This is a genomic window from Subsaximicrobium wynnwilliamsii, assembly GCF_007997225.1.
Classification (GTDB): domain Bacteria; phylum Bacteroidota; class Bacteroidia; order Flavobacteriales; family Flavobacteriaceae; genus Psychroserpens; species Psychroserpens wynnwilliamsii.
The window spans coordinates 97,354-112,339 of the sequence record NZ_VORM01000016.1; the positions used below are offsets into that span (position 1 = coordinate 97,354).

16 protein-coding genes are annotated in these 14,986 nt (G+C 36.7%); 5 read left to right on the forward strand and 11 right to left on the reverse strand.

All coding sequences use genetic code 11. The features are described 5' to 3' along the window. Window positions 1-271 precede the first annotated feature (271 nt). Together ESY88_RS13695 and ESY88_RS13700 are read left to right on the forward strand one after the other, a co-directional pair. Window positions 272-1,183 carry an NAD(P)-dependent oxidoreductase gene (locus ESY88_RS13695; protein WP_147087263.1) on the forward strand — a complete coding sequence of 304 codons (912 nt, stop codon included), beginning with the start codon at window positions 272-274 and terminating at the stop codon, window positions 1,181-1,183. A 229-nt stretch (window positions 1,184-1,412) separates the two neighbouring features. Continuing rightward, window positions 1,413-2,177 carry an Eco47II family restriction endonuclease gene (locus ESY88_RS13700; RefSeq protein WP_147087262.1) on the forward strand — a complete coding sequence of 255 codons (765 nt, stop codon included), beginning with the start codon at window positions 1,413-1,415 and terminating at the stop codon, window positions 2,175-2,177. Here the strand turns inward: ESY88_RS13700 and dcm are convergent. After that, window positions 2,150-3,394, reverse strand: coding sequence for a DNA (cytosine-5-)-methyltransferase (gene dcm, locus ESY88_RS13705; RefSeq protein WP_147087261.1), 1,245 nt, complete (start codon window positions 3,392-3,394; stop codon window positions 2,150-2,152). The genes ESY88_RS13700 and dcm overlap by 28 nt on opposite strands. A gap of 497 nt (window positions 3,395-3,891) precedes the next feature. On the opposite strand from dcm, the gene ESY88_RS13710 reads away from it, so the two are divergent. Then, complete coding sequence (locus ESY88_RS13710) at window positions 3,892-5,337, forward strand: MltF family protein (protein WP_147087260.1); 1,446 nt, start codon at window positions 3,892-3,894, stop codon at window positions 5,335-5,337. Between the two features lie 489 nt (window positions 5,338-5,826). Here ESY88_RS13710 and ESY88_RS13715 read toward each other — a convergent pair whose 3' ends face one another. After that, window positions 5,827-6,804 carry a polyprenyl synthetase family protein gene (locus ESY88_RS13715; RefSeq protein WP_147087259.1) on the reverse strand — a complete coding sequence of 326 codons (978 nt, stop codon included), beginning with the start codon at window positions 6,802-6,804 and terminating at the stop codon, window positions 5,827-5,829. A 141-nt stretch (window positions 6,805-6,945) separates the two neighbouring features. Here ESY88_RS13715 and ESY88_RS13720 point away from each other — a divergent pair, with 141 nt between their 5' ends. Continuing rightward, window positions 6,946-8,085, forward strand: a complete 1,140-nt coding sequence (locus tag ESY88_RS13720; RefSeq protein ID WP_147087258.1) for a T9SS type A sorting domain-containing protein — start codon at window positions 6,946-6,948, stop codon at window positions 8,083-8,085. 309 nt (window positions 8,086-8,394) lie between these two features. Further along, window positions 8,395-8,616: a hypothetical protein gene (locus ESY88_RS13725; RefSeq protein ID WP_147087257.1), complete on the forward strand. Its 222-nt coding sequence runs from the start codon at window positions 8,395-8,397 to the stop codon at window positions 8,614-8,616. 101 nt (window positions 8,617-8,717) lie between these two features. Here the strand turns inward: ESY88_RS13725 and ESY88_RS13730 are convergent, their stop codons facing one another. From ESY88_RS13730 to ESY88_RS13770, 9 genes are all read right to left on the reverse strand, one after another. Continuing rightward, window positions 8,718-9,182: a hypothetical protein gene (locus ESY88_RS13730; protein ID WP_147087256.1), complete on the reverse strand. Its 465-nt coding sequence runs from the start codon at window positions 9,180-9,182 to the stop codon at window positions 8,718-8,720. Window positions 9,183-9,347: 165 nt separating this feature from the next. Then, complete coding sequence (locus ESY88_RS13735) at window positions 9,348-9,851, reverse strand: DUF3575 domain-containing protein (RefSeq protein ID WP_147087255.1); 504 nt, start codon at window positions 9,849-9,851, stop codon at window positions 9,348-9,350. Window positions 9,852-10,145: 294 nt separating this feature from the next. After that, window positions 10,146-10,553, reverse strand: coding sequence for a hypothetical protein (locus ESY88_RS13740; protein WP_147087254.1), 408 nt, complete (start codon window positions 10,551-10,553; stop codon window positions 10,146-10,148). Window positions 10,554-10,905: 352 nt separating this feature from the next. Then, complete coding sequence (locus ESY88_RS13745; RefSeq protein ID WP_147087253.1) at window positions 10,906-11,601, reverse strand: CPBP family intramembrane glutamic endopeptidase; 696 nt, start codon at window positions 11,599-11,601, stop codon at window positions 10,906-10,908. Window positions 11,602-11,686: 85 nt separating this feature from the next. Continuing rightward, on the reverse strand, window positions 11,687-12,259 hold the full coding sequence (locus ESY88_RS13750; protein ID WP_147087252.1) for a Crp/Fnr family transcriptional regulator: 573 nt from the start codon (window positions 12,257-12,259) through the stop codon (window positions 11,687-11,689). A 155-nt stretch (window positions 12,260-12,414) separates the two neighbouring features. Beyond that, window positions 12,415-12,747 carry a helix-turn-helix domain-containing protein gene (locus ESY88_RS13755; protein WP_003446047.1) on the reverse strand — a complete coding sequence of 111 codons (333 nt, stop codon included), beginning with the start codon at window positions 12,745-12,747 and terminating at the stop codon, window positions 12,415-12,417. A 10-nt stretch (window positions 12,748-12,757) separates the two neighbouring features. Next, complete coding sequence (locus ESY88_RS13760) at window positions 12,758-13,090, reverse strand: type II toxin-antitoxin system RelE/ParE family toxin (protein WP_147087251.1); 333 nt, start codon at window positions 13,088-13,090, stop codon at window positions 12,758-12,760. Between the two features lie 221 nt (window positions 13,091-13,311). Beyond that, complete coding sequence (locus ESY88_RS13765) at window positions 13,312-14,175, reverse strand: acyl-CoA thioester hydrolase/BAAT C-terminal domain-containing protein (RefSeq protein ID WP_147087250.1); 864 nt, start codon at window positions 14,173-14,175, stop codon at window positions 13,312-13,314. 70 nt (window positions 14,176-14,245) lie between these two features. Beyond that, window positions 14,246-14,827, reverse strand: a complete 582-nt coding sequence (locus tag ESY88_RS13770; RefSeq protein WP_147087249.1) for a Crp/Fnr family transcriptional regulator — start codon at window positions 14,825-14,827, stop codon at window positions 14,246-14,248. Between the last annotated feature and the right edge of the window lie 159 nt (window positions 14,828-14,986).

Consider the following 14,986-nt stretch of genomic DNA (forward strand, 5'->3'; position numbering starts at 1 on the left):
ACTAAGCCCCGATGGTCTAAAGTACCGTAGATTTTTAACAGCCTGAAATTGTTTTTAATTCGTGAAATAGATAGTATCCCAATTGAGTTAATATTCTCAAGAAACGCCCAAAATTGGTGTAAATTCGTGTAATTCGTGGCAAAACTTTATAATCCAAAGTGATTGGAGGAAAGCGAAATTTAATATCACATCGCTTACACTCCATTTAAAAATCAAAAAAGACACTCAAAAGCCATTGGCAGGCTTTTAAATTTAAAATAAGCTCGAAAAAATGTTTAAGAAACTCGTAGGTATAGACCCTTTGGATTTAATTTCAACGGCAAACAAAAAATTGGAGTCATTTACCGAAGCATTGACATTACATGAGGACCAGCCTTTGAACGCAGAGGAAATCGTGAAACGTATTGGCGATGCCGATGGCGTACTCGTAAGTCACCGCAGCCAATTGGGACGTGACATTTTAGAACAATGCCCAAACCTCAAGTACATTGGGATGTGCTGCTCGCTGTATTCGCCAGAAAGTGCGAATGTGGACATCCACTATGCCAATTCCCAAGGCATTAGCGTAAAAGGAGTGCACGATTATGACAACGAGGGCGTTGTGGAATACGTAGTTAGTGAGTTGATTCGCTGTTTACACGGGTTTGGACACCGGGAAGACGGCAGCGACAGGCAAACCTGGAGTGAGGTCCCCAGGGAAATCACAGGGATTAGGGCAGGGATCATAGGTCTGGGAGAAACTGGTGGCATGATCGCCGATGCACTGCATCTTTTTGGAGCCGAAATTTCCTATTTCGCCCGAAGTGAAAAGCAAGATGCCAAAACCAAAGGCTATACGTATTTACCATTGAAGGAATTGCTCTCTAAAAACGAGGTGATCATTACCTGTTTGAACAAAAACACCATCCTCCTGCACGAGGAAGAATTTAGAGCCATGGGCAACAGAACCATTCTCTTTAACACGGGCTTGTCCCCAGCCTGGGACCCCAAACCTTTTGAACATTGGTTACACGGCGACAATTTGGTGTTTTGCGACAGTCTTGGTGCTTTGGGAGGTGAGCGTTTTTTAAAGTACACCAACATCCACTGCCTGCAAGTTTCTACCGGAAGAACAAAACAGGCGCTTGAGCGTTTGAGTGAAAAGGTATTGGCAAACTTAACTGCGTTTGCTGAAGAACAATAGGCGATATAACAGTTGGCTCTAATTGCCGCAACCTACGATGGCTGAAGCCTATGTTCTGAGGCAAGGACATTGGAGGTTTTTTGGGTTTGAAATGTTGAGGGTTTACGGCAATGAGATACGAAACCTTTGAATTGTGTTTTGAGACTTCCACAGATTAAAAAAGATTAGAAATTCCTCAATTAAGAATATAATTTTTACATTTAATGGATTTGCAAATCCAATCCAATTTATGGCCAACAAATACCTCTCTTATATATCTGATGAGCATTTTTTATCTTGTATTGAAAACCTTCATAAATCCTATCTAAAGGCGAAAGCGAATGTGAGTAAAAAGAAATTCTACTCCAATAAAATTGATACTATCAAGCTGACCTTTGATGCGAAATTCAATGAGCTTGATGAGGAGACTTTGATAAAAACGGAAATCAATAGGCAAATTGATAAGTCCATTAATAATTCGATCGGGACTTTTCATGAGCAAATTTTGGGAGGAATTGAAGGTTTTGAAATCGGAAAAATGAGTGGTTTTGACATTAAAGCTACGGATGACACCTTATTTGCAGATATGAAGAATAAACACAATACCATGAACAGTAGTTCGGCAGAGAGTTTATTTCAAAAATTAGCAACCTTTGCGGACACTTATAAAATGGCAAATTGTTATTGGGTACAAATCCTTGCAAAAAACAGTTTCAATGAAAAGTGGTATGGCGATATCAACGGCAAAGAATACAGTCATTCTAGAGTCTATAAAATTTCAGGAGATGAATTCTACAAATTATTAACTGGAAAAAGCGATGCCTTTTTAGAGCTTTACACGGCATTGCCAATAGCAATTGACGATTATTTGAGACATTACAAACCAACTGACACTCTAAAAAATTCAGCTCTAGAAGAAATTAAGGCTAGTTCAGGATTACCAAAAAGACGAATTTTAGATGAAATCACTTTTGAGAATTACAGCTACTATTTAGGTTTTGATTCACTCAAATAATACGCATTCAAAAATTTAATTATAGAATATCCAATCTCTTTTCCTAGGTTACAAGGCACCGCGTTTCCAATCTGTTTATATTGTTGCGAAACAGAACCCATAAATTTCCATTCATCAGGAAAGGTTTGAATTCTCGCATACTCACGAACGGTAAAAGGTCTGGTTTCCTCAGGGTGGCATCGTTCAGTTTGCTTTTGTGCAGGGCTGCAAGTTAGGGTCAAACTTGGCTCATCCCAACCAATACGTCTTGCCATTCCTGTTTTTCCGCCGCCCAAATAAAAACTTTTGCCCATATATTCCTTTTGCAGGTCTAACGGAAGATCCCGCCAATAGCCTTTTGGCGGAATCAAATCTAACACAGCCTTCTTATGTTCTGGATATGTGGAACCTTCAGATTTAGGAACGTCTGAATCATAGAGCTTTCCTTTTTTCAAGGCATCTGATAGATTATAAATGGATTGATAAGCCTGTGGATATTCATATTTAAGATCGATGTCTTTTCTAACACCAACCACAATCAATCGTTCACGTTTCTGTGGCACCTTATAATTTACTGCTTTTAAAACTTTCACAGGAACAACGTTGTAACCTATTTCATCTAAAATAGAAATCATCCCTCTTAAGGTGTCTCCTTTTTCGTGGGACAACAAACCCTTTACATTTTCACCAATACAAATTGGCGGATTCACTTCCTGCACAGCGCGGGCAAATTCATAGAACAAAGTGCCCCGAGCATCTTCCAAACCTAATTTTTTTCCTGCGTAACTAAAGGCTTGGCAGGGGAACCCTCCGGTAACGATATCAACTTTACCATTAAATTTTTCGAAATTGTAATTTTTAATGTCGCCTTCAAGCACATTCCAATGTGGCCGATTTTCTCTCAAGGTTTGGCAAGCCCATTTATCAATTTCATTTAATGCAGCACAAGTAATGCCCGCTTTTTCGAGACCGATTGCCAAGCCTCCCGCACCTGCAAATAATTCGAGTACTTTAAACTCTTTAATCGGATTTTCAGAATTATCGGTTTCATCCTCTATATTGTCAAATAGCGGTTTTATGAGAGAATCGATTTCTTCTTTCTTATAAAGACGGTATTCACTTATAGGCTCACGAAGCGCAGTGAGCTTTCCGTCTCGATCCCATCTTCGTAAAGTTTCTTTACTTTTTCCCAATATTTCCGCAGCTTCGGAAAGCGAATAATGTTCTTTTATAACCATGTTACACAACCTTATACATTGGTTACAAATTTAGGAAAGAATTTTTGTAAAAGCATTCTATTTTTCCGAATAAATATAAAAAATTATTCTGCTTCAAGTGTATCTAATATATAGCACCTGCTACCTCCTTTCCTTTTCCTCTCAATCACAGAGACTTCTGTGTTCAAATTTCAATGAGTATCACACCTCCCTCCCAAATCAAGAATTTCAACGAGTCTCTTCATAAATAATTCAGCAAAAAAAATCACAGCCTATCAATCCAACTCCAAGCTAAATACCCAAAAAACCACTTCCAACCCCCAAAACAATCTAAACTCTTTTTCAATAGTTATCACAGTTCTATTTTAGACACAAATCGATCAATTATCTTGCTTCCCAACCAAGAAACCTACCATAGTTTTAATGCGTTTAAGCACGCACTATAACTCGCTTTCTGAACCACCTCCAAACCAGTCCGGATTTTTTTTAGTATATTAAAGCATACTAAACGCCAGCCTATGAAATCATTCTACCTACTTTTCAAAACTTATTATGTCTTGTTTTTTCTCGGTCTTTTTTTGATGAGTTGCCAACAAACCCAAGAGGAGCCTACCACAACTGAAACCCCTAAAATCAAACGGGATCTTGCAGCGATTAAAAAAGATGGAACGCTTAAGGCGCTAACCGTTTACAGCGGTACGAGTTATTTTTTATACAAAGGCCAAGCCATGGGTTACGAGTTTGAAATGCTTGAGCGATTTGCCGAACACTTGGATCTTGAGCTCGAAATCATTGTGGTCAAAGATCTTGATGAACTCATGAGCAAATTGAATAATGGCGAAGGCGATATTTTGGCACACGGCCTTACAATAACCTCAAATCGTAAAGCATCGGTGGCTTTTACAAATTATCTGTACTTGACTAAACAAGTGTTGGTGCAAAAAAAACCAGATAACTGGCGCCGCATGCATTGGAAGAAGCTCGAAAACGCCTTGGTTCATGATGCGATAGAATTACTGCAAGACACCGTATCCATTCGCAAAGGCTCTTCTTATAGTGAGCGCATTGCCAACCTGAGCGATGAGCTTGGAGGCAGTATTGCTGTTGAATATCTGTCTGGAGAATTAGCTACAGATGAAATCATCAAGCAAGTTGCTGAAGGCAACATCAAATACACCATTGCAGATAATAACATCGCTAAGATCATGGCCTCTTATTACCCTATTTTAGATGTTGAGGTGCCGGTAAGCTTTTCCCAACGCATTGCTTGGGCAACCCGAAAAAATTCGCCCGAACTTCTTAAAGCAACCAACCAATGGCTAGACAGCTTTAAAGGCAAACTGGATTACAATGTGATCTATAACAAATACTTCAACAATACACGGGATTTTAGAAGACGTACCAAAAGTGAATTCTACAGTTTGAACAATGATGAAATTAGTCCCTATGATGATCTTATTCAAAAACATGCCGAAAGAATCAATTGGGATTGGCGTCTCGTTGCCTCTTTGATTTATCAGGAATCGCGATTTGATCCCAACAATAGTTCATGGGCCAATGCCCAGGGCTTGATGCAATTGATGCCTAAAACCGCAGAAGAATTGGGAGTTGTAGATAGAAACGACCCAAAACAGAGTGTAAGGGGCGGTACGACCTATCTCAAAAAAATCTGGAATGATTTTGAGAACATCACAGATTCCATTCAACGCACAAAATTCACAATGGCCTCCTACAATTGCGGACTTTATCACGTAAGGGATGCGCAAAAACTCGCTATTGAGAGAGGTTTGGATGCTACCGTTTGGGATGATAATGTGGAAGAGATGATTGTAGCTTTGAGCCTTCCAAAAAATTATAACAATCCGCTTATCAAATACGGCTACGTGAGAGGCATGGAACCGTATAATTATGTGAACCAAATCTTTGAGCGCTATGCACACTACACCCAATTCATCGCAAAATAACTGCTTTTATTCGTTCTGAATCCTACATTTCAATTGGCATAGAATGCCTGGCCGATTTCAAATCAAATCATCATTTCCTGCGGAAGGCATTTGGTTCTTCCGCTCGAACACCTATTTGACCGACCATTTTTAGGCAAGTACAGAGGTTGAAAATTCCAAAAAAAGATTCCAAATTCCAATTGTGAGATTTCGATAATAATTCTTAAGAACTACATTTCTATTTACTTACGTTTAATAAGAAAATTTCTTCGCTTAATTTCTAATTAAACTCACACCTCCCTCCCGCGTTAAGGATTGCAACGAAAATCCTTTTTGGCGAGGCACGAGCAAACAGACCTGCCTACCAGCAGCCTGGCGCCCAATTGAGTCTTATAAAAACTAATACACTGTGAACTGCATCGAGGTAAAAACAGAAGTCGCAAATACCAAAAAAACAAATTCCAAATTCCAACATCGAGTTTGGGAATAAATTCAAAAAAAAGACACCCCCTACTTCTTCCGCTCGATCACATAATTGACCATGAGCTCCAAGGCAGATCTAAATTCTGAAGCTGGGTAGGTTCGCAGCAACTCTAAGGCTTCGGCTTGAAATCGCTTCATGGTATTGACCGCGTAATCGAGTCCGCCATTGGCTTTTACGAAAGTAATGACTTCCTTGACCCGTTTTTTATCCCTATTATGGTTCTTTACGGAATTGATGATCCAAGATTTCTCCTTTTTCGTGCAGTTGTTGAGCACGTGGATTAGCGGTAGGGTCATTTTTTGTTCCTTGATGTCGATGCCTGTGGGCTTGCCGATGGCTTCAGTACCATAATCGAAAAGGTCGTCTTTGATTTGAAAGGCCATGCCTATCAATTCGCCAAACTTGCGCATGGTTTCCACATCGGGGGCGTTTGGTTTTACGGAAGCTGCGCCTAAACTACAACAAGCGGCAATGAGCGTGGCTGTTTTTTGGCGGATGATGTCGTAATAAATGGCTTCGGTAATGTCTAGCTGACGCGCTTTCTCGATTTGTAGCAGTTCACCTTCGCTCATCTCGCGAACGGCCACGGAGATGATTTTCAGCAAATCAAAATCATTGTTATCAATGGAGAGTAACAAGCCTTTAGAAAGCAGGTAATCGCCAATGAGCACGGCAATCTTGTTTTTCCAAAGCGCGTTGATGGAGAAAAAACCACGCCTGCGGTTGCTATCGTCCACCACATCGTCGTGTACCAAGGTGGCGGTATGAATGAGCTCAATCACGGCAGCACCGCGATAGGTGCGCTCGCTCACTTGGCCATTGTCTACCATTTTAGCGACCAGAAAAACGAACATGGGTCGCATTTGCTTCCCCTTCCGGTTGACGATATAATGAGTAATACGGTTTAATAAAGCCACCTTGCTGGACATGGCGAGCTGGAACTTTTGCTCAAATAGTTCCATTTCGTAAGCAATGGGTTGCTTTATCTGTTCAGTAATCTTCAATGTTTTGCTTTAAAAATAGGTTTTGTAAAATTACACATTATGAAATTGAGAATCGTGTAATACAGATGTTAAAATAGGATGAATTCTTTTGCGATATTTTATATTTCGTATATTGATGCTTATTAACTAAAACTTTTCAACATGAAAAAAATTACATTTTTATTTACAATGGTAATTGCTACAAGTTCGATATTTGGGCAAGTTTTATCAGAAGATTTTGAATCTGGATTAGCTGTACCATCAGGCTGGACAGTTGAAGATGTCGCCATGAATACGCCTCCCGAAATTTGGACAATAGAAACTGGTGGAGAAGCCGGCGGCTTTACAGCTGGCAACACCGCGGTTTATGATAATGGAGGTGATGGTAATTATGCAACGTTTGATAGTGATGGCTATGGAAATAACGGTACAGCGGAAGAGTCTACTTTAACTAGTCCTGTATTTGATTGTTCTTCGTTATCATCGGTTACTTTAAGTTTTGCTACCGTTTATAACGGAAATTTTGGTGGCCAAGGTGTAATTGAGGTTTACAATGGAACCGCATGGGTTAATTTGATAACTTACGCAACCGAAGCGGGCGGAGCACCAAGTACAACGTTAACAGGTATTCAAATCTTAGATGTACCTCAACTAGTTGGAGTTAGTAACGCTCAAATACGTTTTGTATGGACAGGAAATTGGTCCATTTCTTGGACTATTGATAACATTTCTGTATTTGAATGTACAGAAACAGAAAGCCCATCCACTGTTAGTGCGCCAAGCCCTGCTGATGGAGCGGAAGATGTTTCAATTAGTGCTGTTAATAATGGTTTAACTTTTAGCTGGACAGAAGGTTCGGTTACTAGTGCGAGTTTTACCTTGAACTTCGGAACCGCAAATCCTCCTGCCCAATCCTTTGAAGGCTTTAGTAACGGCGGAACTATTACGGGTCTTCAAGAAAATACACAATATTTTTGGTCCGTAGACCCAGTTAATTGCTTTGGCACAACCACTGGAACTGTCTATAGCTTTACTACTGGTACTGTACTCTCTGTTGACAAAAAAGAAGTCACTCAATTCACTGTCTTCCCTAATCCTGTGAACGATAAAGTTGAAATTATTACCAAAGCGAACATCGATCACATCATAGTTACCAATCAATTGGGTCAACAAATGATGTCGGTAAACGCAAGTGCGCTCAATGGCAATATGCTTGACATGTCTTCGTTGACTGCAGGTATGTATTTTATTTCGGTTTCATCTGAAAATAAAACAGAAACGATCAAAATAATTAAACGCTAAGAATGCACTGTAATACATTTTAAAATAAACCACTTTGGTTTCTGATAAAATACGCGGTGTTTAGAAGGTCTTCACATTAGGGACATTCTGAGGCACAAGAAACAAGCGATTGTTGAATGGAGGGGACTCCTTTCAGCAATCGCTTTTTTAGTTTCAGCATTCACACACCAATTGATTGATTCATACAGATCACATAAACTATGGATCAAATAATGTCTTATGATTTTGAGATTTATGGTTTATCTACCAAAGACTTGTAGTTAAAAAAGGTTGAGGTTTAGGTAATCATTAGGGTTCGCATTTCACCAATTGAAATTCACATTCCAAAACGAAAATAAGACAACACATACGTGGAAATCGATTTCTGAAAAGCAAGTTGAAACTTTACCTTTGTTGGTGTTTATGAACGATAAATTCAAGAAATCCTTTGACTGCCTGCATCCCGAAAAGAAATCTGGAGCAAGCATGGCCTTTACCCCTACACTGTATATTAGCTACAAGGTTTGGTGTATGAGCTGTGACGTGGGTTAGTCACAGACGATTCCAATCGGGCGCCTACTATTGTAAAATCGGCAGGATTTCACAAAGAGGCGAAAACAAGCTGTAGCTTAAACCCGGCTTGGACAAGGTTATTATTCGATTTCTATATTCAAAACAGCCTTTTTCAATTTAAAATTGTCAGCTTTTATCAATTCAATTCCTATTATACTTTCAGACGAAATATTCTGCTTCTTATTTTCAATTAAGTATCCGTTAACATAAACATCATTTGTCTCATTTAGTCCAAAAAAGATATTTAACTCCTTTTGCGATTTGAGTTCAAATTCGTGCTTGATAGTTGCTATGATAAGTCCTGCGCTTTTTTTGTTCTCGATAAACAGGAAGGTAGCACTTAATTTTCTGTCTTTGTAAATAGTAAGTGCTGAAATATTGTCGGAAGACACTTTATCTAATAAATCAATACTTCCAATTATAGTATCATTTATTATTACAATTGGCTTTTCAGCTTTCATTATGCTCATTTCAGAATTTTGATTTTGAGCGTAAGTTGAGAGTCCTATAGCTAGAATTAAAAACGACATTACTATTGATTTCATTCAGGTCTTTTTTGCGGCATGACTGCTAAGGTGTTTGTAGAAAGTTCGTTGCATTGGTTAAGCAACTAATTTAGTACATGGAAACCGAATAAAAAATCCGCGTGGATTTTCGTGAGTAGGCTATAACCAAGCAATTAATTATACACGGCAACAGTGCATTACTTCTTAGAAACGATATCCAATACTTATGCCAGCTCTACCGCTAATGGTTTCAAATTCGTCATTAAATATATTTATTCCAGGACTAAAATTTGCCTGGATAATAATACCTTTTTTCGAAATCCATTTATAACCAATTCCTAGACCTGCTAGAAGATTAGTATTTATATCTCTTTGAGAATTATTTGAAGGATATCTTGTATTATGTAACATACCAAATCCCTCAAAAAATATTCCGCTTGCATATTTCTTTCCGAGATAATACCTATAGAAACCAGTAATTCCACTTCCATAATCATAAGAAAAAGCCTGACCTGAATCGTCAAATGTCGTAAATAAAGATAATCCGACTGAGGATTTAGAATTTATTGTTCGTTCAAATTCAACTTCTATAGTTCCTAAAGAAGCTGATAAAGTATTTAATTTAATTTCAGAGAAGTTGTTTTCAATTTCTTGTGCGTTTACAAAAACACAGATTAATAAAGTTAAAGATGTGATTAGTTTTTTCATTTCTGTTTGTCTTAGATTATTAATTATTTTTTTTAGCAATTGGCTACCTTATGTAAATAACTGACTTTTAAATTTTTGAACACAGTTTTTTCTGGCATTGTTGCTAACGTGTTTGAGTATAATTAGTTGCGCCTGCTTGTCGGCAGACAGGTGGTTAAGCAACTAAATTAGCAAATAAATCACAGATCTGCCAGCCGGCAGGCAGGTAGAATATTCCGCAGGAATGTTCGTAAGTCGGCAGTGACCAAAGCAATTAATTATACAGTACTTTGTTAGGTGCAGTTTTTATTTCCGTTAGTAATAATTCTTATATTTTAAGTCAAATCTACCATCTCTTATTTCGATTACATTGCCTTCTGAATCGACACAGTCAAACCAAAATGTTCCAGATAGAATTTGTTCTTCTTCATCTAATTTTATTATATTTAGTTCTCCAGCTGTTTGTGTTGTTGTATTATAATTAAATACAGGCTGATAACCAGTTCCGTCATCATTCCAAACAATATCTCCAACAAAACCATAATTGGCATTTAAGACACCATTTTCGTTATTTCCGAAAGTATATACTCCTTCTTCAAGAGGTATGTCAGATAAAATTCGTTCAATTCTAATTGATTTGTTCAAGACTTCATTGTCTGCAAAAATTGAAAACCAATAACCGTTTGGTGCGTCCAAATCGATAAAAACATACTGTGAAGTCAATTCGGGAACTGGGTCATTTAAATTAAATCCACTTTCTCTAGGTAAATAATTTATACCGTCAATAGTACATCCGAATGTATTTTTTCATTCAAATGACAATTCAGGTAATGGTGAGCTAGTTCCGTCGTCATCATTTGAGCAACTACATAATAATATTGCAAATAATAAAATTAATTTCTTCATAGACTTTCTCGATTTTCATAAATTAATGCTAACGGTCTTGGTTAAGGCAAGTAGCATGGAGTAGGGACACGAACTTGTCGGCTTAGTTGTTTGTTACTTGGTGTCTAAAATAGGACTTTTCACTCGAATACCCGCTATTTGCGCTTAACCGATGTTGTATAGCGTTTTTTTATCTCATTAATTCAAGAATTGCCATCATAGCAGATAAATTTATTGCCAAATGAAGTATAATGGAGGGTAATAACCTCTTGCTGAAAAGAAACACCAATCCAAACATAATACCTCCTCCAAAATAAAATATAAAACTTCCGGAATAAGCGTTAATTCCATGAATTCCAATGAATATAAGAGCAGCAATTATTAATGCTAGCCATTTATTTAATCCAATTTTTTCAAGTTGGTTAATAGCAAATCCTCTATAAACTATTTCCTCACAAAGACCTGTGGAAAGGACAAGGAAAAGAAAAAACAGTCTGTGAGGTGTTGTTTTTGGGATTAAACCAGAGAGATTTCCAAAACGGGAATTGTCCAGTTCCACATTGCTAAGCATAACTTCTATGCCCACTACTAAAAGAAATGCAATTAAAAAGTAACCTCCCACTAGAAGTAAAGTTCCTTTTCTTGATAATTTGTACCCAATGTCAGCAAGTGTTTTACCTTCACTTTTTAAGAATCGCATAATGACAAAGACAGAAGTCCAATGAAGAATAATTATACCACCCCAAAAGGGTATATAGTAATCTAAATTCTTATTTGCAAAAAGTTCTTTTGCTATATAAGTCTCCCCAAATAGCATATATAATATTGGAAAGACTATTAAGATCGAAAGTGTCTTCCAAACGCTAGTTTTCTTTTCTTGTTCCATTAATTTATTTTAATATGGTAGTATCTTTTGTTTAATTCTGTAAGGATAGGGTAAAGAAATGAAATAAAAGTTATCATTTGGTAAGTCAAGGAAATGCTTTTATAATTCTACTCAGGCTTTGTGGTGTAATTCCCAAATAGGAGGAGATGTATTTTTTGGGTGTCCTTTCTAATAGTTTTGGAACTTGAATCTTTAATTGCTGTAATCTTTCAAAAGCTGTTTTAGTAAGGAGGTCGATTTGCTGTTGTTGTTTGGAAATAAAGGCAAAATCAGCCATTATTCTTGTGATTTTTTCCCCTCTTTTTGACTCTGCTAACATATTTTGAAAATTATGATACGAGAATTGGAGCAATTCGGAATCCTCAATCATGATAGTTTCTAAAGGGGATGGTTGTTGAGTCATATAGGACATATAGTCTCCAAAAAAATCAAACTCGTAGGCTAAGTCTACACATTTATAATTGTTCTTATTCCAAAGGTGAATGCTCCCACTGCCTGACAATATCAAATTGAAATGTTTCTCAATATCATGGGGTCTTTTGAGGATTTCTCCTTTATGACAATGGATTAACTTACCTAAAGATGCAAATTTCTCCCAATTTTCAAGTGATTCTTGAAAGTATGGATCAAATGCCTCTTTTATTTTGTGTATTTTCATATTATAGGAATGCTCTACAACGTTGATGTGTATGAGCCGTTGCGTGTCTCACACACCAGCCATTAAAAGTACAAAACTGCGCTGGAAAATTCCCAAGAATTTTCCAGATTAGCACAGACCCAGCAATGGCTTATACACGGTGTTGCCAGTAGTGCTTATGCTACTTTAAATTCCGATTCGTTCATTTCCACGCTAAATCGGACATTGGCTTTTAATGCTTTGAATACTTTTAAAATCGTTTCGATAGTTACATTTTTAGTGTTTCTTTCCAATTTCGAGATTTGCGATTTCTGAACTCCGATTAACTCCCCGAGTTGTTCTTGCGTTAAATTCCGTTCTTTTCTAACAGATTTAATCATATCGCCGAGTACTTCCATACGCAATTCAAATTCGTATTTGTCTCGTTCTACGGTTCCAATCTTTCCGATATCCTTGTCCTTCATTTGGTCAAGTGTCATCATTTTCATTTTTTTATTTTTTGTTACCATAACTTTAAGTTTATTCGTCAAAATATTCAGCTCTTATTTTCAATGCTTTCTCAATTTCCGATTTTGGAACTTTACTTACTTTTTTAACCATTCCGTGTGTCGATAACACAAGCGTTTCGGTTTTGTCTGTTTTGTCCCAAAAGGCAAAGAGTCTGTATTGAATTCCTTTGTAAAGTGTTCTAAATTCCCAAATGTCGTCTGTCAGTTTCTTAAACAGTTTTGGGTCATTTTCGAGTTTCGCTTTATCCAAATTGTAATAGATTTTGTTTTTTGCTTTAGCATCCAATTTGGACATAAAGTCAATAGCTTGTTCAAGAAAAACTACCTCAAATTTTGGTTTCATTTAGTCTATTTGTCCTTTTTAAAAGACAAATATAAATCAAAAAGTTGAATTATATGGAAACTTACGAATTTTCTTTGCATTACTGGCAACGGTTAGTATATGAAAAGTAGGCGATTACGAAGCACGAAACTTTCGGTTAAGCACAAATTTTGATAAGAGCCAAAAGTCTTGGATTTATTACTATCTCGCCTATTTTTTATATACTTTGTTAGCCACTGGCTTTATTCCGCTGGTAAATGTTTTTCTAAAAATTCATAAATTAAATCAAAATGTTTCAATGGCTCTGTATGTCCACCGTGTAAAACTATATGCTCGTTAAAATATTTAAAATTATTTTTTTTTAGCCTTTCGATTATTTTGTTCGACATAGATGTTGCAGGCCATTGGTCATCATTTTTACCTGACAATAACAAAATTGGACCGTTTATATTCTCGACCTCAATTTCAGCATTTTTTACTGCCTTTTCATCTTCAAGCATCATATTAAAAGCTGTAAAATGGTCTCCTTTCAATGCTGGTGTAATGGTTTTTAATGGCGCAGGAACGTAGGGAACTTCAATGCCTTTGTAAGTCCAAGAAGAAGTATTTGCAGACCAAGTAATTGCAGGAAAACTGACATTTGATGTAGACATTGCAATGACTGCCTTGTACTGATTGAATCTGCTTGCTAAATTTAGAATTAATTCGCCTCCTTTAGAACCTCCAATGAGCGCTATTTTTGATTCATCAATTTTATTGTTTTTTGCAATGTTCATTATGGTATCCGAAATAGCATCTAATGAAATTCTGTCGAGACTTTGTGGTGTTCCGTTTAAATTGAAATAACCAATTGCCAAAACAGCATACCCTTTTTGAATTAAACTATCCCTTTTGCCTTTCATATAGTTTCTACTCCAATCATTTCCACCACCTCCACCACCAAAAGCTACAATCAAAGGTTGGTTGGTAGAATTGCCTAAATATAATTTAGTTTCAACAACCCCGTTTTCTTTAGGAAGTGATGGTACATAAGTAAAAATATAGATAATTCCTGTAATTAGAATTAGGGCGATTAATAGTAAGATTTTTTTTGTTCTTTTTTTCATAATAGATTAAAATTAGGATGGTAAAGTTAGAAAGTTCGATTATGAATAAATTTGACCTATATCAAATAATTTATTTTTCTGCCCGAATTCTGCTCAAAGTTTCTTGTGTTATCCCTAAATAGGAAGCAACCATTCCCAATGGGATACGATGATAAATGTCGGAATATGTTTTTCTAAAATGGTCATATTTTTCTTTTGCAGTCGTAAATCGCATAGAAATTATTCGTTCCATAAAATGTCCAAATACGCTACCCATTGATAAACGAGCATATCGCTCCATTTCTGGGAAATTGTCGAAAAGGTAAACAAGGTCGTTTACATTTATAAAATAGGCCTGGGTACTTTCGATTGCATCAATGTAATAGATGTCTTTTTTCCTTAGTATAAAACTTTTGGGCGAGTTTACCCATTCGTTTATTCCACTAAAATATTCGCTGATTTCTTTTCCGTCTTTTAAAAAATAGGTTCTTAAAATACCTTTATTTATGAAATAACTTTTCGTGCATATATGGTTTGCATCCAAAACAAGTTCTCCTTTTTTGAATTCTATTGGTTTAATTCGTTGTGAGAGTTCAGATTTTAGTTTTTCTGATAGTTCAATGAACTTTTCAAAATGTTCAAATATATTTTCAGTTTTTTCGATAATGTTCAATTTTTGTACGGTTGTTTTTTCAGCTTGTGGCTAACGTGTTTGAGTATGATTAGTTGCGGGTCTCAAGCGCTAATTTAGTAAATAAAATCGGAACTCCATGACTTCGAAATTATCGCAAAAAAGCATTGACCCAAGCAATTAATTATACGCGATGTTGTG